13 protein-coding genes, 1 other RNA gene and 1 pseudogene are annotated in these 13,416 nt (G+C 42.4%); 11 read left to right on the forward strand and 4 right to left on the reverse strand.

Annotated features, from left to right (window positions below; genetic code table 11):
- Nucleotides 1-9: 9 nt before the first annotated feature.
- The 7 genes from ACNS8M_RS03450 to ACNS8M_RS03480 all read left to right on the forward strand — a co-directional run bounded on the left by ACNS8M_RS03450 (nucleotide 10) and on the right by ACNS8M_RS03480 (nucleotide 7,856).
- Nucleotides 10-693, forward strand: a complete 684-nt coding sequence (locus ACNS8M_RS03450) for an MBL fold metallo-hydrolase (RefSeq protein ID WP_419225129.1) — start codon at nucleotides 10-12, stop codon at nucleotides 691-693.
- Between the two features lie 48 nt (nucleotides 694-741).
- Nucleotides 742-1,524: a sulfite exporter TauE/SafE family protein gene (locus tag ACNS8M_RS03455; protein ID WP_168418220.1), complete on the forward strand. Its 783-nt coding sequence runs from the start codon at nucleotides 742-744 to the stop codon at nucleotides 1,522-1,524.
- A 140-nt stretch (nucleotides 1,525-1,664) separates the two neighbouring features.
- Nucleotides 1,665-1,982, forward strand: a complete 318-nt coding sequence (locus ACNS8M_RS03460; protein ID WP_168418219.1) for a hypothetical protein — start codon at nucleotides 1,665-1,667, stop codon at nucleotides 1,980-1,982.
- A 331-nt stretch (nucleotides 1,983-2,313) separates the two neighbouring features.
- Nucleotides 2,314-3,375 carry an HlyD family secretion protein gene (locus ACNS8M_RS03465; RefSeq protein WP_419225130.1) on the forward strand — a complete coding sequence of 354 codons (1,062 nt, stop codon included), beginning with the start codon at nucleotides 2,314-2,316 and terminating at the stop codon, nucleotides 3,373-3,375.
- Nucleotides 3,372-6,134 carry a ribosome-associated ATPase/putative transporter RbbA gene (gene rbbA, locus ACNS8M_RS03470; protein ID WP_419225131.1) on the forward strand — a complete coding sequence of 921 codons (2,763 nt, stop codon included), beginning with the start codon at nucleotides 3,372-3,374 and terminating at the stop codon, nucleotides 6,132-6,134. Before ACNS8M_RS03465 ends, rbbA begins: the two co-directional genes overlap by 4 nt.
- Nucleotide 6,135: 1 nt before the next feature.
- A complete protein-coding gene (locus tag ACNS8M_RS03475; protein WP_168418216.1) occupies nucleotides 6,136-7,263 on the forward strand; it encodes an ABC transporter permease in 1,128 nt (375 codons plus the stop codon).
- A gap of 215 nt (nucleotides 7,264-7,478) precedes the next feature.
- On the forward strand, nucleotides 7,479-7,856 hold the full coding sequence (locus tag ACNS8M_RS03480) for a hypothetical protein (RefSeq protein ID WP_419225132.1): 378 nt from the start codon (nucleotides 7,479-7,481) through the stop codon (nucleotides 7,854-7,856).
- An 83-nt stretch (nucleotides 7,857-7,939) separates the two neighbouring features.
- Here ACNS8M_RS03480 and ACNS8M_RS03485 read toward each other — a convergent pair whose 3' ends face one another.
- Nucleotides 7,940-8,869 (reverse strand): LysR family transcriptional regulator, encoded by a 930-nt coding sequence (locus tag ACNS8M_RS03485; protein ID WP_419225133.1) that lies wholly within the window; start codon nucleotides 8,867-8,869, stop codon nucleotides 7,940-7,942.
- A gap of 182 nt (nucleotides 8,870-9,051) precedes the next feature.
- On the opposite strand from ACNS8M_RS03485, the gene benE reads away from it, so the two are divergent.
- Nucleotides 9,052-10,257, forward strand: coding sequence for a benzoate/H(+) symporter BenE (benE, locus tag ACNS8M_RS03490; protein ID WP_168418256.1), 1,206 nt, complete (start codon nucleotides 9,052-9,054; stop codon nucleotides 10,255-10,257).
- A 150-nt stretch (nucleotides 10,258-10,407) separates the two neighbouring features.
- Here benE and ACNS8M_RS03495 read toward each other — a convergent pair whose 3' ends face one another.
- On the reverse strand, nucleotides 10,408-10,650 hold the full coding sequence (locus ACNS8M_RS03495; RefSeq protein WP_168418213.1) for a hypothetical protein: 243 nt from the start codon (nucleotides 10,648-10,650) through the stop codon (nucleotides 10,408-10,410).
- Nucleotides 10,651-10,722: 72 nt separating this feature from the next.
- Here ACNS8M_RS03495 and ACNS8M_RS03500 point away from each other — a divergent pair, with 72 nt between their 5' ends.
- Together ACNS8M_RS03500 and ACNS8M_RS03505 are read left to right on the forward strand one after the other, a co-directional pair.
- Entirely contained in the window at nucleotides 10,723-10,857 is a 135-nt protein-coding gene (locus tag ACNS8M_RS03500; RefSeq protein WP_266095966.1) for a hypothetical protein, read from the forward strand.
- Nucleotides 10,854-11,099, forward strand: coding sequence for an Lrp/AsnC ligand binding domain-containing protein (locus tag ACNS8M_RS03505; RefSeq protein ID WP_228278941.1), 246 nt, complete (start codon nucleotides 10,854-10,856; stop codon nucleotides 11,097-11,099). Before ACNS8M_RS03500 ends, ACNS8M_RS03505 begins: the two co-directional genes overlap by 4 nt.
- An 18-nt stretch (nucleotides 11,100-11,117) precedes the next feature.
- Here ACNS8M_RS03505 and ACNS8M_RS03510 read toward each other — a convergent pair.
- Both ACNS8M_RS03510 and ssrA read right to left on the reverse strand, forming a co-directional pair.
- Nucleotides 11,118-11,228 (reverse strand): annotated as a pseudogene (locus ACNS8M_RS03510) (DUF4102 domain-containing protein); the annotation flags it as partial.
- A gap of 167 nt (nucleotides 11,229-11,395) precedes the next feature.
- Nucleotides 11,396-11,755, reverse strand: a transfer-messenger RNA (tmRNA) gene (ssrA, locus tag ACNS8M_RS03515).
- Nucleotides 11,756-11,885: 130 nt separating this feature from the next.
- On the opposite strand from ssrA, the gene glpK reads away from it, so the two are divergent.
- On the forward strand, nucleotides 11,886-13,370 hold the full coding sequence (glpK, locus tag ACNS8M_RS03520) for a glycerol kinase GlpK (RefSeq protein WP_419225134.1): 1,485 nt from the start codon (nucleotides 11,886-11,888) through the stop codon (nucleotides 13,368-13,370).
- The last annotated feature ends 46 nt before the right edge of the window (nucleotides 13,371-13,416 follow it).

Genomic DNA, 13,416 nt, shown 5'->3' on the forward strand with positions numbered 1-13,416 from the left:
ACACAGCACATGATCTTTCATCAATTTTTTGAACCGGAAAGTTCAACCTACACTTATTTATTGGCTTCTGAACAAACCCGTGAAGCCGTACTCATTGACCCTGTGATTTCCGAGGTAGAGCAGTATGCGGCTTTTTTGGAGCAGCATAGTTTGCAATTGGTTTACAGCTTAGATACCCACGTGCATGCCGACCATATTACTGCGGCAAATACCTTAAGAACCCGCTTTGGTTGCAAAACTATTTTGCATCGTAATTCGGGTGTTGGGTGTGGTGATATTTTCATTACCGATGGTGCGGCCATTCGTGTCGGTGAGTTGCAGATTGAAGCACGTTATACCCCAGGTCACACCAACGCATGTACCAGCTATGTGGTGGATGGCATGGTGTTCACGGGGGATGCCTTACTGATTGATGGCTGCGGTCGTACAGACTTTCAGGAAGGTAATCCTGCTACTTTGTATGACAGTATCCACCTGCAAATTTTTAGCTTACCTGATGATACTTTGGTGTACCCAGGTCATGACTACAAAGACCGTGTTTCATCTACCGTGGGACAGGAAAAACGCAATAACTCACGTTTGGGGCAAGGCCGTACCAAAGCTGAATTTATTACCCTTATGCAGAATTTAAACCTGCCTTATCCAAAACAAATAGATGTGGCTTTGCCTGCCAATCAGGTGTGCGGCAAGTGATGTTGATGTACTTAAAGCGCCATACACGAGTGGAATAGGGGAACAGGCATGTGGATGTTAATTCTGGAAGGCTTGGTTATTGGAACTTTACTCGGGCTGACTGGGGCAGGGGGCGGTATTCTTGCTGTTCCTGCCCTAATGGCAAGCCAAGGCTGGACCGTTGCACAAGCTGCTCCCGTAGGATTATTGGCTGTCACTCTAGCTGCTTTTGTGGGCACAATTGAGGGATTATTCAAGCGAATTGTACGTTATCGAGCTGCATTGTGGATTGCCTTAATCAGTATTCCTTCAGCACGCTATGGCGTACATTTGGCAGGTATTGTGCCCCCTGTTTGGCTGACATTGGCATTCAGTGCGGTTATGTTCATTGTGGCTTATCGCATTTTCTTTAATAAGGTTAATGATCAGACCAATCCACCATGTAAGGTCAATCAAACGACTGGACGCTTAGTTTGGAACGCCAAAACAGCATCTTTGTTGGGCGGTGTGGGGATTATTGCAGGTTTGCTGACAGGCCTACTTGGAGTCGGTGGCGGCTTTGTGATTGTGCCGTTATTGCGTAAATTCACTGACTTGGATATGCGCAGCATTGTAGCAACATCTTTAATGATCATTTTTTTGATTGGTGGCGTCAGTATTTCTGCCCATGTTTTAGATGGTTTTCAGTATCCGACGATGGTCACCATGACGTTTGTCATAGCGTGTATTGTGGGGATGTTGTTGGGACGTGTTTTAGTTCACCGCATGAATAGCAATACGGTACAGAAAGTATTTGCCACCACGGTGATTGGCGTTGCATTGTATTTAATTTACAGCGCAATTATGGCTTAAGTCTAATATGAAGCGGCTAGGTTTTTATTCTGAACTACAGTATTGTGACTAGGTAACGTATTGTTAAGTGTAAGAAAAAGCACTAGACCTAGACCAGATTAAAGATTAGCTTAACTGTATAACATGACAAGGAGCCAAAAATGAAAAAACATTTATTTTGTGTGGGTGTCGAGTTTCGTAAAGCATCCGATGAAACAGGCTCTTATGCGTATTTGACTGCTTATTTAGGTGCAGATCATCTAAATGAAGCGATTGAGCGTGTGCAGAAACAACTAGAGCAAGAAGGCAATAAAATTTTATTTGTACGTGGATGTTGGGTGGTCGATGCCGATTGTGACGATGGTTTCTGCCCAACTGAAGAAAGCAATGCGGCTTCTAAAGCAGACCTGTTGTTCAATGATGAAATCTATTATGGCAAATTGCAGCAATGGTCAGCCAATAATGGTTATGAATACTAAGGGCTAGGCTGTTTAATTGATCTAACACAAAGTTTGATCAAACTAAAAAACCGCATTTAAGTCATGTTTTAAAATCATGTTTGAATGCGGTTTTGTTGTATCTAAATTGCTGTCAGATTTATTTTAAAGTTCATTTTTTAATGCGAAGCTCAGTTTTCATCTCAGGTCAATTCTGTGCTGCTAAATGAGCTCTTAAAATTCGTCTGAGTTCTAAAATGGTTTCCGATTTTTCATGAAGGGGCTGTAGTAGACAACATATTGCGAGTAACATTCGTGTTATAAAATAATTTTGAAAGATTTCTTTAGCACAAGTTTTTGGGTAATCACAAACATGAATATTAAAAAACTCACACTGGTGAGTGTAGTGGTGATTTTGGGTTTGGTGGCTTATTTGGTCTGGCAAAATATGACCCAATCCGATACAGAAGCTTTAGTCAGTGGTAATGGGCGAATTGAAGCAACTGAAATTAATATCTCCAGTAAATTAGCTGGCCAGTTAGAAGAAATCTTGGTGCAAGAAGGCGACTTTGTAGAATCAGGTCAAGTTTTAGCCCGTATTAAAGTGTCTGCTTTAGAAGCACAACTCCGTGAAGTCCAAGCCCAGCAGCGTCAGGCACAAGATGGCATTGCTACCGCAGAAGCGCAAGTCGCCATGCGAATCAGTGAAAAAGCTGCAGCGCAAGCCATGGTTGTTCAACGTGAAACTGAACTGGTTGCGGCTAAAAACCGTTTGGCACGAACTGAAATTTTGGCTAAAGATGGAGCATCATCAAAACAGCAATTAGATGATGAACGTGCAGATGTTAAAAGTGTGGCTGCGGTGTTGAGTGCAGCAAGAGCACAAGTAGACAGTGCACAAAGCGCAATTGTGGCAGCAAGAAGTCAGGTGTCCAGTGCACGTTCACAAGTCGATGCGATTAAGGCCACAGTAGAGCGGATTAATTTTGATATTGAAGATGCCCAGCTCAAAGCTCCATTAAAGGCACGTGTTCAGTTTTTGGTGGCACAACCCGGTGAAATGATTGCCGCAGGCGGACGGGTCATGAACCTGATTGTTCTGTCGGACGTTTATATGACCTTCTTTCTGCCAGAAACGGTGGCAGGCCGAATTGCCATAGGTACAGAAGTTCGTATTGTGCTGGATGCAGCCAAAAATGTAGTGATCCCTGCCCGTGTTTCTTTTGTTGCAGATACTGCACAGTTCACCCCAAAAACAGTGGAAACTGCAAGTGAACGTCAAAAACTGATGTTTCGAGTTAAAGCCAAAATTGATCCAGCTTTGTTACAAAAGCACATTCAGCAAGTCAAAACTGGCCTTCCAGGCGTGGCTTATATCAAAGTTGATGAAAGTGCACCTTGGCCTGAATTCCTAAGCAATCTGGTTAAATCATGACAGCATCATCTGCGCAAGGTGCGATTGTTGCCGACATTCAACAGGTCAGTCTGAAATATGGCAAAACTCAGGCTTTAATAGATATTTCTCTGTCCTTGCCTGCAGGCTGCATGATTGGTCTGATCGGTCCAGATGGCGTGGGTAAATCAAGCCTACTGGCATTGCTGGCAGGTGCCAAGGTCGTTCAGCAGGGCCGTTTGATGGTACTCGGTGGTGATATTGCCGATGCAAAACACCGCAGAAAAGTTTGCCCGCATATTGCCTATATGCCACAAGGGCTTGGCAAAAACTTATCCAAAACTCTTTCGGTGGAAGAAAACCTACAATTTGTTGCCCGTTTGTTTGGACATAATGCGGCAGAAAGCCGAAAGCGTATTGATGCACTCACCAAAAGCACTGGGTTGTATGACTTTTTGGATCGTCCCGCAGGAAAACTCTCTGGCGGGATGAAGCAGAAACTCGGCCTGTGTTGTTCTTTGATTCATGATCCTGATTTTTTAATTTTAGATGAGCCGACCACTGGGGTTGACCCTTTGGCACGCTCGCAGTTTTGGGAGTTGATTAACCGTATTCGTCGTGTCCGCCCACAAATGAGTGTGATTGTCGCCACAGCGTATATGGATGAAGCGCAAGGTTTTGACTGGTTAGCGATGATGGATGAAGGCAGAATCCTGAAAACTGGCAGTCCTGATGAGTTGTTGGCACAAACTGGTAGCCACAGTTTAGAAGAGGCCTATATCAAGCTTTTGCCAGAGCAAAAGAAACAGGGTTATGAACCAGTCGTTATACCGGCTTTACCGCAGCATGATTCAGAAGGATATGCGCTGGAAGCCAAAGATCTGACCGTTAAGTTTGGCGATTTTACCGCAGTCGATCATGTCAATTTTCAGATTCGTCGTGGTGAAATTTTTGGTTTTTTAGGCTCCAATGGTTGTGGCAAATCGACCACCATGAAAGTTCTGACGGGATTGCTGGAAGCTTCGGAAGGGCAGGCATGGTTGTTCGGACAACCCGTGGAAGGCAGTGATATAGCGACCCGTCGCCGTGTTGGCTATATGTCACAATCCTTTTCACTCTACAGTGAATTGACTATTACTCAGAACTTGGTGCTGCATGCCAAGTTATTTCATGTGCCTGCAGAGCAGATTGCATCACGTGTGCACGAGATGCTGCAGCGTTTTGACTTAAGTACTGTAAAAGACAAATTACCTGATGATTTACCGCTTGGACTGCGGCAGCGTCTGTCATTGGCAGTTGCTCTGGTACATCAGCCTGAAATTTTAATTCTAGATGAGCCGACCTCTGGCGTAGACCCCATCGCTCGGGATAATTTCTGGCGTCATTTGATCACTTTGTCACGTCAAGACGGGGTCACCATCTTTATTTCCACCCACTTTATGAATGAAGCAGAGCGCTGTGACCGTATGTCATTGATGCATGCAGGACGGGTCTTGGACAGTGCAGCGCCTGCACAATTAATTAAAAACCGCCAAGCGAGTTCATTAGAAGAGGCTTTTATTGGCTATTTGTTGGATGCAGGTGCTGGTGTTGGCGCTCAGACTGTGACAGAAGAAAAGGATGAACAGCAAGCTAATGATCATCTGTCTGTCAATACGCAGCAACCGAAGTCTAGTCGATTCAGCCTACAACGCCTGCTCAGTTATGCATGGCGTGAATCGCTAGAATTGGCGCGTGATCCGATTCGTGCGACCATGGCTTTGGTCGGGTCAATCATTTTGCTGTTGGTGATGGCACTTGGAATTACCATGGATGTGGATGATCTGACGTTTGCTGTGCTGGATCGTGATCAAACAGGTTTAAGTCAGAATTACACGATGAGTATCGCTGGCTCACGCTATTTTGTGGAAAAACCACCTCTGCAAAGTTATGAAGACCTAGACCAGCGCATGCGCAGCGGTGATATTGCTTTGGCGATTGAAATTCCACCCGGCTTTGCACGAGATGTGGCTCGAGGAGAGAACGTCAAGATTGGTGCATGGATTGACGGGGCTATGCCGCAGCGTGCAGAAACGGTTCAGGGCTATGTGCAAGGGATTCATGCTCATTGGTTAATGCAGCAAGCCTTAGAACAAAGTGGTTATAAATATTCCAGTGCGGTCAATGTAGAAACCCGCTTTCGTTATAACCCAGATATCAAGAGCTTGCCAGCAATGGCTCCAGCTTTGTTCCCATTATTAATTCTGCTCATTCCTGCAATGCTTACAGCACTGTCTGTGGTACGAGAAAAAGAACTGGGTTCGATTGTGAATTTGTATGTTACTCCAGTCACCCGCAGTGAATTCTTAATTGGCAAGCAAATTCCTTACGTGGTACTGGCCATGCTGAATTATTTCCTGATGTGCCTGATGATAGTGGTGTTTTTTGATGTGCCGATTAAAGGCAGTTTTTTGACGCTAACATTGGCATCTTTACTGTTTATTATTTTTTCTACAGCTACAGGTTTATTGGCTTCGGCACTAACCAAAAGTCAGATCGCCTCGATGTTTTTGGTGATGCTCGGTACGATGATTCCAGTGATGCAATTTGCGGGCATTATTAATCCCGTTTCTGCATTGGAAGGTTTTGGTCGCTGGTTTGGAGAGATCTATCCTGCGACACACATGATCAATATCAGCCGTGGGGTGTTCAATAAGGCATTGGGTTTTGAAGACTTGAGTCAGGGTTTCTGGATTATTCTGCTGTCCGTCCCCGTGATGATGTGTGCAGCAATCCTTGCACTAAAAAAACAGGAGCCCTAGGATGTTCAGACAGAAAATACAGAATATCTATCAGCTCGGTTGCAAGGAGTTGTGGAGTCTTTGGCGTGAGCCAGTCATGCTGATTCTTATCATTTACACCTTTACAGTGGCCATTTACACGGCTGCTACAGCCATGACAGACAGCCTGAATATGGCGCCTATTGCGATTGTAGATGAAGATCATTCAACTTTGTCTGAGCGGATTAGCTCGGCATTTTATCCACCTTATTTTATTCCGCGAACCACAGAACTGAATTACATGGATACTGGAATGGATGCAGGTGAATTTACATTTGCTTTAAATATTCCAGTGAATTTTCAGGAAGATGTCTTGGCGGGTAACTCGGCCGCAATTCAGGTCAATGTAGATGCAACACGTATGTCGCAAGCTATGATCGGGGCAGGTTATATCCAACAGATTGTACAGTCAGAAGTTAGTGAATATTTGCTGCATCATCGTGAAATGACCAGTATGCCAGTAGAGCTGGAAATGCGGGCACGCTTTAACCCAACACTAGACCAGAAATGGTTTGGCAGTGTTATGGAAATCATCAACAACGTAGCGATGCTGTCTATTATTCTGACTGGTGCTGCGTTAATTCGTGAGCGTGAACACGGTACGGTTGAACACTTGATGGTGATGCCAGTCACGGTGTTTGAAATCATGATGTCCAAAGTCTGGTCGATGAGTCTAGTGGTATTGATAGCGGCTTTTATCGGTCTGAAGCTGGTGGTACAGATGGCCTTAAACGTACCTATAGAAGGTAACTTGTTTCTGTTCTTCTTTGGTGCTTTGTTGACGTTGTTTGCCACCACTTCGATGGGGATTTATTTGGCGACCATGTCCAAATCCATGCCGCAGTTTGGCTTGTTAATGATGTTGATTTTGATTCCGATGCAAATGCTTTCAGGTGGCATGACCCCGCGTGAAAGTATGCCTGAAGTATTGCAATATTTGATGCTGATTGCACCAACCACGCATTTTGTTGAGTTGGCTCAGGCTATTCTGTACCGAAATGCTGGGCTGAATATCGTTTGGCCATCGTTTCTGTGGCTGATAGCAATTGCAATTGTGTTCTTTTACGTGGCTTGGAAACGCTTTAAAGATACGATTCATACCATGGCTTAAAGGTTTTTATTTGGTTTAAATCACTTTGATTTATTGATTAAAGCTTTTGATTACGGGACGGCAGCCTAAGAAATTTTTATTTATTGGAGCAATGAGTAGGTTAGAATCATTCTAATGAGTGTTTTTTATACTGATTTACTTAGAGATAAACATAATTCTTTAATTTTATAAGAAGCTAAATTTTAATTATATTTTAATATGTTAAGGGCTTTGATGTGACCTCACAATGCTATATTTTGGCAGACTGTACCGACTTATATATTTTATTGGATCCTAAGGCACAAAATCTTACGGATTCTGAAAAAATGGTCATTCTACTGGAAATTGAGCAAGCACTTGCTCAGGCTAATTTTGCAGCTAAACATCTCAATTTACTTTGGGATAATGGCTTAACTCATGGAAAATTCACAATTTGGTCTGTGGATGCACCCATTAAAGTTTTGTCTGCCGATGAAAAACAACAGCTGATTGCTGGCTCAACTTTATCTAGTTTTGTACTTCCTGATTATTTGCAACAACGGGCTCAGGAAGATCAACAGCTGATGGTTTTTCCAGAAGAATACTATATCAAAAGTCTATTAAACCTGCATTGATGCGGCTTATCGCTGTTGCACTATAAGCCGATCATTCTATTTTATTTTGGCTTTTCTTTTGCAAAGGCTCTGCGCGTTGTTCATTATCGCTCAGGTAATGACCAAGGATAAAACACTGTTCCCGTTGCTTGTGCGGTTGTTCGCTCCTCGTTTTCTAATTCATGCAGAATTCGATAGATAATATTGGACACCAGTGACTGCTCATTCGACTTTTTCATAATGACAATCAGCTCGCGATAAAACTCTTCTTCCCCCAAGCGAATGACATTGATGTTGTTCTGCTGGTCACGCCAAGGCGCATTAAAGGGAATTAAGGCTACACCTAAATTGTTTTCTACCATTTTAACAATGGCTTCTACATCTTCAAGTTCAAGAAAATCCTGTGTTTCAATTTTATGCTTGCTTAAAAAATCAGAAACGATATTGCTGCCAAATGAAGAGCAGTCGTAACGTATAAAAGGGTAGCGGCTCAAAATTTCTTTATAATCTGTGAGCTTAACTTCTTTAGGAGTCACTAAAACAAAAGCTTCTTTACACAGCGAATAGTAGCTAAATTCTTTGGAAATAGGGAAGTTCGGTTTTATGATCACCCCTAGATTAATCTCGCTATTTTCTACCATATTGAGCAGGTTTGAAGACACACCTGGCAGAATTCGTACTTTGGCATAAGGTAAATATTCCTTAAACTTTTTCAATAATTGTGGGAAAAAGCCAGATTGAATCGAAGCAATCGCACCAATTTTAATCAAACCCTTATAATCAATCAGCGATTCAGGCTGCTTGATTTTTTCAATCAGCACCATGATTTCTTCTGCATATTTAATGACGCGCAGCCCCTCTACATTTAAATAGGCTTTGCGTCCGACCCGTTCAAAAAGTTCAAGATCAAGTTGCGTTTCTAAGGACTTTATTTGAGCGCTTACACCCGCTTGTGTTAAGCCAATCCGCTGTCCCGCAGCACTAAATGAACCGTATTTTTGGATAGCAATTAGCGTTTTTAATTCATTCAGCATCGCTAGCTCTTTATTTATAGATAAATATTGATTGTTAATTATATAGAAATAATTAGTTTTTAATTAATTTTATTTGTGAATAAGATGTCTTATCGCCCCAAAAAAGAGTGAAAAAAGATTTTGGGTTGCAAGGTAAATCGCAAATGACATAAGGAGTATGTGCTGTGAAAGATATTTTCAAAATGCTCAAACAGGATTGGTCTATTTCTGCCACAGTCGCAGGCTTCTTGGCTGTACTGATTTCATATTCAGGCCCTTTAATCATTTTCTTTCAGGCGGCACAACAGGCGAATGTCTCTTCATCTATGATGATTTCATGGATTTGGGGAATTTCTATTGGTGCTGCTGTTACAGGCATCTTTCTATCGATTAAATACAAAGCCCCGATTATTACGGCATGGTCAGCACCGGGCACGGCCTTATTAGTGACTTTGTTTCCTGATTTATCCCTGAGTGAAGCCGTTGGGGCATATATTACCGCTGCGCTTGCCATGTTGATTATTGGTTGGAGTGGATATTTTGATAAATTAATAAAAATGATTCCGCAAAGCATAGCTGCTGCCATGATGGCAGGAATTTTATTCCAGTTTGGTTTAGGGCTGTTTATTGCCAGTAATTCTATGCCTTATTTAGTGATAGGTATGTTGTTGTGCTATCTGATTGCCAAACGTCTTTCACCACGCTATGCCATCATTTGGGTGTTGCTCACTGGAATTATTCTTGCGGCAGCAATGGGACAAATAAACCCAGTCAACATGGATTTTTCACTCGCTGTACCACAATTCATTACACCTGAATGGACATTAACCTCAACCATCAACTTTGCGATCCCTTTGATTTTGGTCAGTCTGACGGGGCAATTTTTACCTGGAATGGCCATTCTCAAGTTGAGTGGGTATGACACACCAGCTAAACCCATTATTAGTACAGCGAGTATTGCTTCATTAGCGGTGTCTGTGGTGGGTGGAATTAGTATTGTACTGGCTTCAATTACAGCGGCTTTGTGCACCGGTAAAGATGCCCATGAACTTAAAGAAAAACGCTATATTGCAGGGGTTGCCAATGGACTGTTTTACATTTTAGGTGGTCTGTTTTCAGGCAGTATTGTGATGCTATTCAGTTTACTGCCAAAAGAATTAGTCGCTGCGCTTGCAGGACTGGCCTTATTGGGTGCAATTGCCACCAATATAACTGCAGCAATTAAAGACGAAAATCACCGTGATAGTGCGCTAATTACCTTTCTTGCCACCGTCTCTGGCATGAGTTTTTTAGGACTAAGTTCTGTATTTTGGGGTATCTGTATAGGTTTGATTGCACACTTTATTTTAACCAAACGTGACAAAGCCGCTGTAACGCATGCGCAATTAAAAACTATTGAAACAAAATGATAGGCCAATCAAGTCTGCATCATAAACCAATAATATTGGGGGGAATAAGTGGAATGAGTCACTTGAAATAGGAAGGAGAGGTAGGCCACCAAAGTTAATGAGTGGCCTTTAGATTAAGCATCGCTTTGGTCAAATAATGCAGCGTCCCGATTATTTTTCCTGAAATTTTAATTCAACCTGATAATCGTCTTGGGTCACTTTTATTTTATGGTCTTTATATTTACGCTTACTTGGAGAAAGGGCAGAGCTCGTGACCTCTTTATGGAATTCACTGTCTGACATAAAAAAGTAGTAGGCTTTATAACCCAATAAGATTTTATCTATCTTTTTCCCTTTTTTCTCTGCAGTACGAATGAGTCCATTTAGATAATCTAAGCTGATGTTCTCTGACATTCCCAAACCCTCGAAAATAAAGTTGCATTATCACACGAGGTATAAGCGAGTTTTATTACAAATTGATGACACGTGTATTGGGGGGTATCGCCATGTTTACGTCGTGTTCGTATTTTGGAAGAGGCGGGCATTATTCAGCAATATACTGCTTTGATTGATGCAGAAAAGGTTGGGAAAAGTTTGACCCTGTTACGCGTATTTGGTTGATTGGACAAGATATTGAAACAGTACAACGTTTTACCGATACGATTCAGGCGCTACCTGAGGTTGTAGAGTGTCATTTAATGGTGGGAGACTGTGACTTTTTATTGAAGATTGTGGTGTCAAATATTGAAGAATATCGGCAGCTACAGATTAAGCATTTAAAGAGAGAAAATTCAGTACAAAATATTAAAACCGAAATTCCAATGCAAAAGATCAAACAAACTTCGGCTGTGCCTTTAGACTAAACATTCGATGTAAAGTGTACGAAAATATAAGCCGTTGCCGTCTAGCTCCCGATATTCTTTTAATTCAGGTTCAAGATTGGCTAGGACTGTATCCGACATAGGACCGCGTTTTATTTCATTTCTTTTCATGGCTTGTACACCAGTGAGTTCAATAAAATGTGCAATGTACACGGTATATGTACACTGTAGCTAGTTATGTTTAGTTATGTTTAGGCAAGAAAAAAGGCTTAAATCCTTTAGATTCAAGCCTTTATCTTAATAAAACACGCATATTTTGCCATGTTTTGTTAGGTATATGGTGGAGGTGGCGGGAGTTGAACCCGCGTCCGCCAACACTACACTCGAGAATACTACATGCTTAGATATCGTCTATTGTTTTAACACTTAAAGACCCGACGAACAGGGTTAAAAGTGCGATCCTCTAAGTTTGGTATAAAGCCCCGAGGCTTGGCTCTATACGGACTTGTGTGCGTGCGCTTCAGTCGGGTTCACTGACCACAAGTATTCAGTGAAGCGGACAAGCTGCCCTTAGGCAGCTAGAGCGTAAGATTCGTCGTTTGCGACTATTTTAATGCAAATTTTATTTACGAGAGAAAATGCGCTCTCGGCATGCATCTATGAGCTTCATCATCAGCGTCGAAGCCAATAACACCCCCATATCACAACGCAATCATAGCATAGCTGGCAAAAATTACGATGTATTTTCTGCACAATTACACATTTCAATGCGCTTAATTACATAATTGCGCTAATATTTTATTTTTCAAGCCAAACACAATAAAAAATATGAGTTATTTATTAGCACTCGATCAAGGCACGACTTCCAGTCGCGCTATTATTTTCAATGAACACGGACAAGTTCAGGCTACAGCACAACGTGAAACCCACATTCAGACGCCACATTCAGGCTGGGTAGAGCAAGATGCCCAAGAAATCTGGTCAAATCAAATTGCAGTGGTGCAACAGGCTTTGGCTACAGCAGGAATTTTAGCCAAAGATATTCGTGCAATTGGCGTGACCAACCAACGTGAAACGACTGTAGTGTGGGATAAACGCACGGGAAAACCACTGGCCCCTGCAATTATCTGGCAAGATCGACGTGCTGCAGACTGGTGTCATCAGCTCATTCAAAATAACCAAATGCAATTGATTCAGGAAAAAACAGGTTTGCGTATAGATCCGTATTTTAGCGCAGGCAAACTGGTTTGGTTACTTGAGCATGTCGATGGGCTGAAAATTTTGGCACAACAAGGGCATGTGGCCTTTGGCACCATCGACAGTTGGTTAATCTGGAATTTAACCCAAGGCGCTGAACATGTCATTGAGGCAAGTAATGCTTCAAGAACAATGTTGATGAACTTACATCATCAAACTTGGGATGAAGACTTACTGGAACTGTTTCAAATTCCAGCATCAGTTTTACCTAAAATTATTGCATCAGACAGTTATGTTGCAGACACCGCAACTGGCTTATTGGGTGATAATATTCCAATCACAGGTATTTTGGGTGATCAGCAAGCAGCTTTATTTGGACAATCTTGTTTTGAGGTAGGTACAGCAAAAAATACCTACGGTACAGGCTGTTTTATGTTGTTCAATACAGGCAATCAGGTGCAGTTTAGCCAAAATAAGTTACTCACCACTCTGGCATGGCAATGTCAAAATGAAACCCATTTTGCCCTAGAAGGCAGTGTCTTTATGGCAGGGGCAGTGGTGCAATGGCTGCGGGATGGTTTAGGGATTATTCAAAAAAGTAGCGATGTAGAACAACTCGCCAATAGTGTAACTTCTAGCGATGGTGTTGTGTTAGTCCCTGCATTTACAGGGCTTGGTGCGCCACATTGGGACAGCGAAGCAAGGGCACTTTTATGTGGCATGTCACGTGGTACCAATAAGGCGCACATTGCCCGTGCGGCATTGGAATCCATTGCATTTCAAGTATCGGATGTACTCACTGCCATGCAGTCGGACTTAGATCATCCTCTGAAAGAATTGCGGGTCGATGGTGGTGCCAGTCAAAATGATATGTTGATGCAATTCCAAGCCGATATTTTAAATGTACCTGTGTTGCGTCCTAAAATGCTGGAATCTACCGCTTGGGGTGCTGCTGCTATGGCTGGTTTAAGAGCAGGCGTATTTTCTGACCTATCTGAAATTTCGGCATCTTGGCAATTAGATCGAGTGTTTGAACCTCACATGAAAGAGGCAGAACGGGCTGAGCATTTACTGCGTTGGCAACAGGCCTTAAAACGTGCCAAGTCAGATTTATAATTTGAACAGCAATTAAGTTTAGATATTTAGATAAATCCTTAAACAA

Origin of the sequence: Acinetobacter sp. A2 (genome assembly GCF_048537555.1) — a bacterium.
Lineage (GTDB): Bacteria > Pseudomonadota > Gammaproteobacteria > Pseudomonadales > Moraxellaceae > Acinetobacter.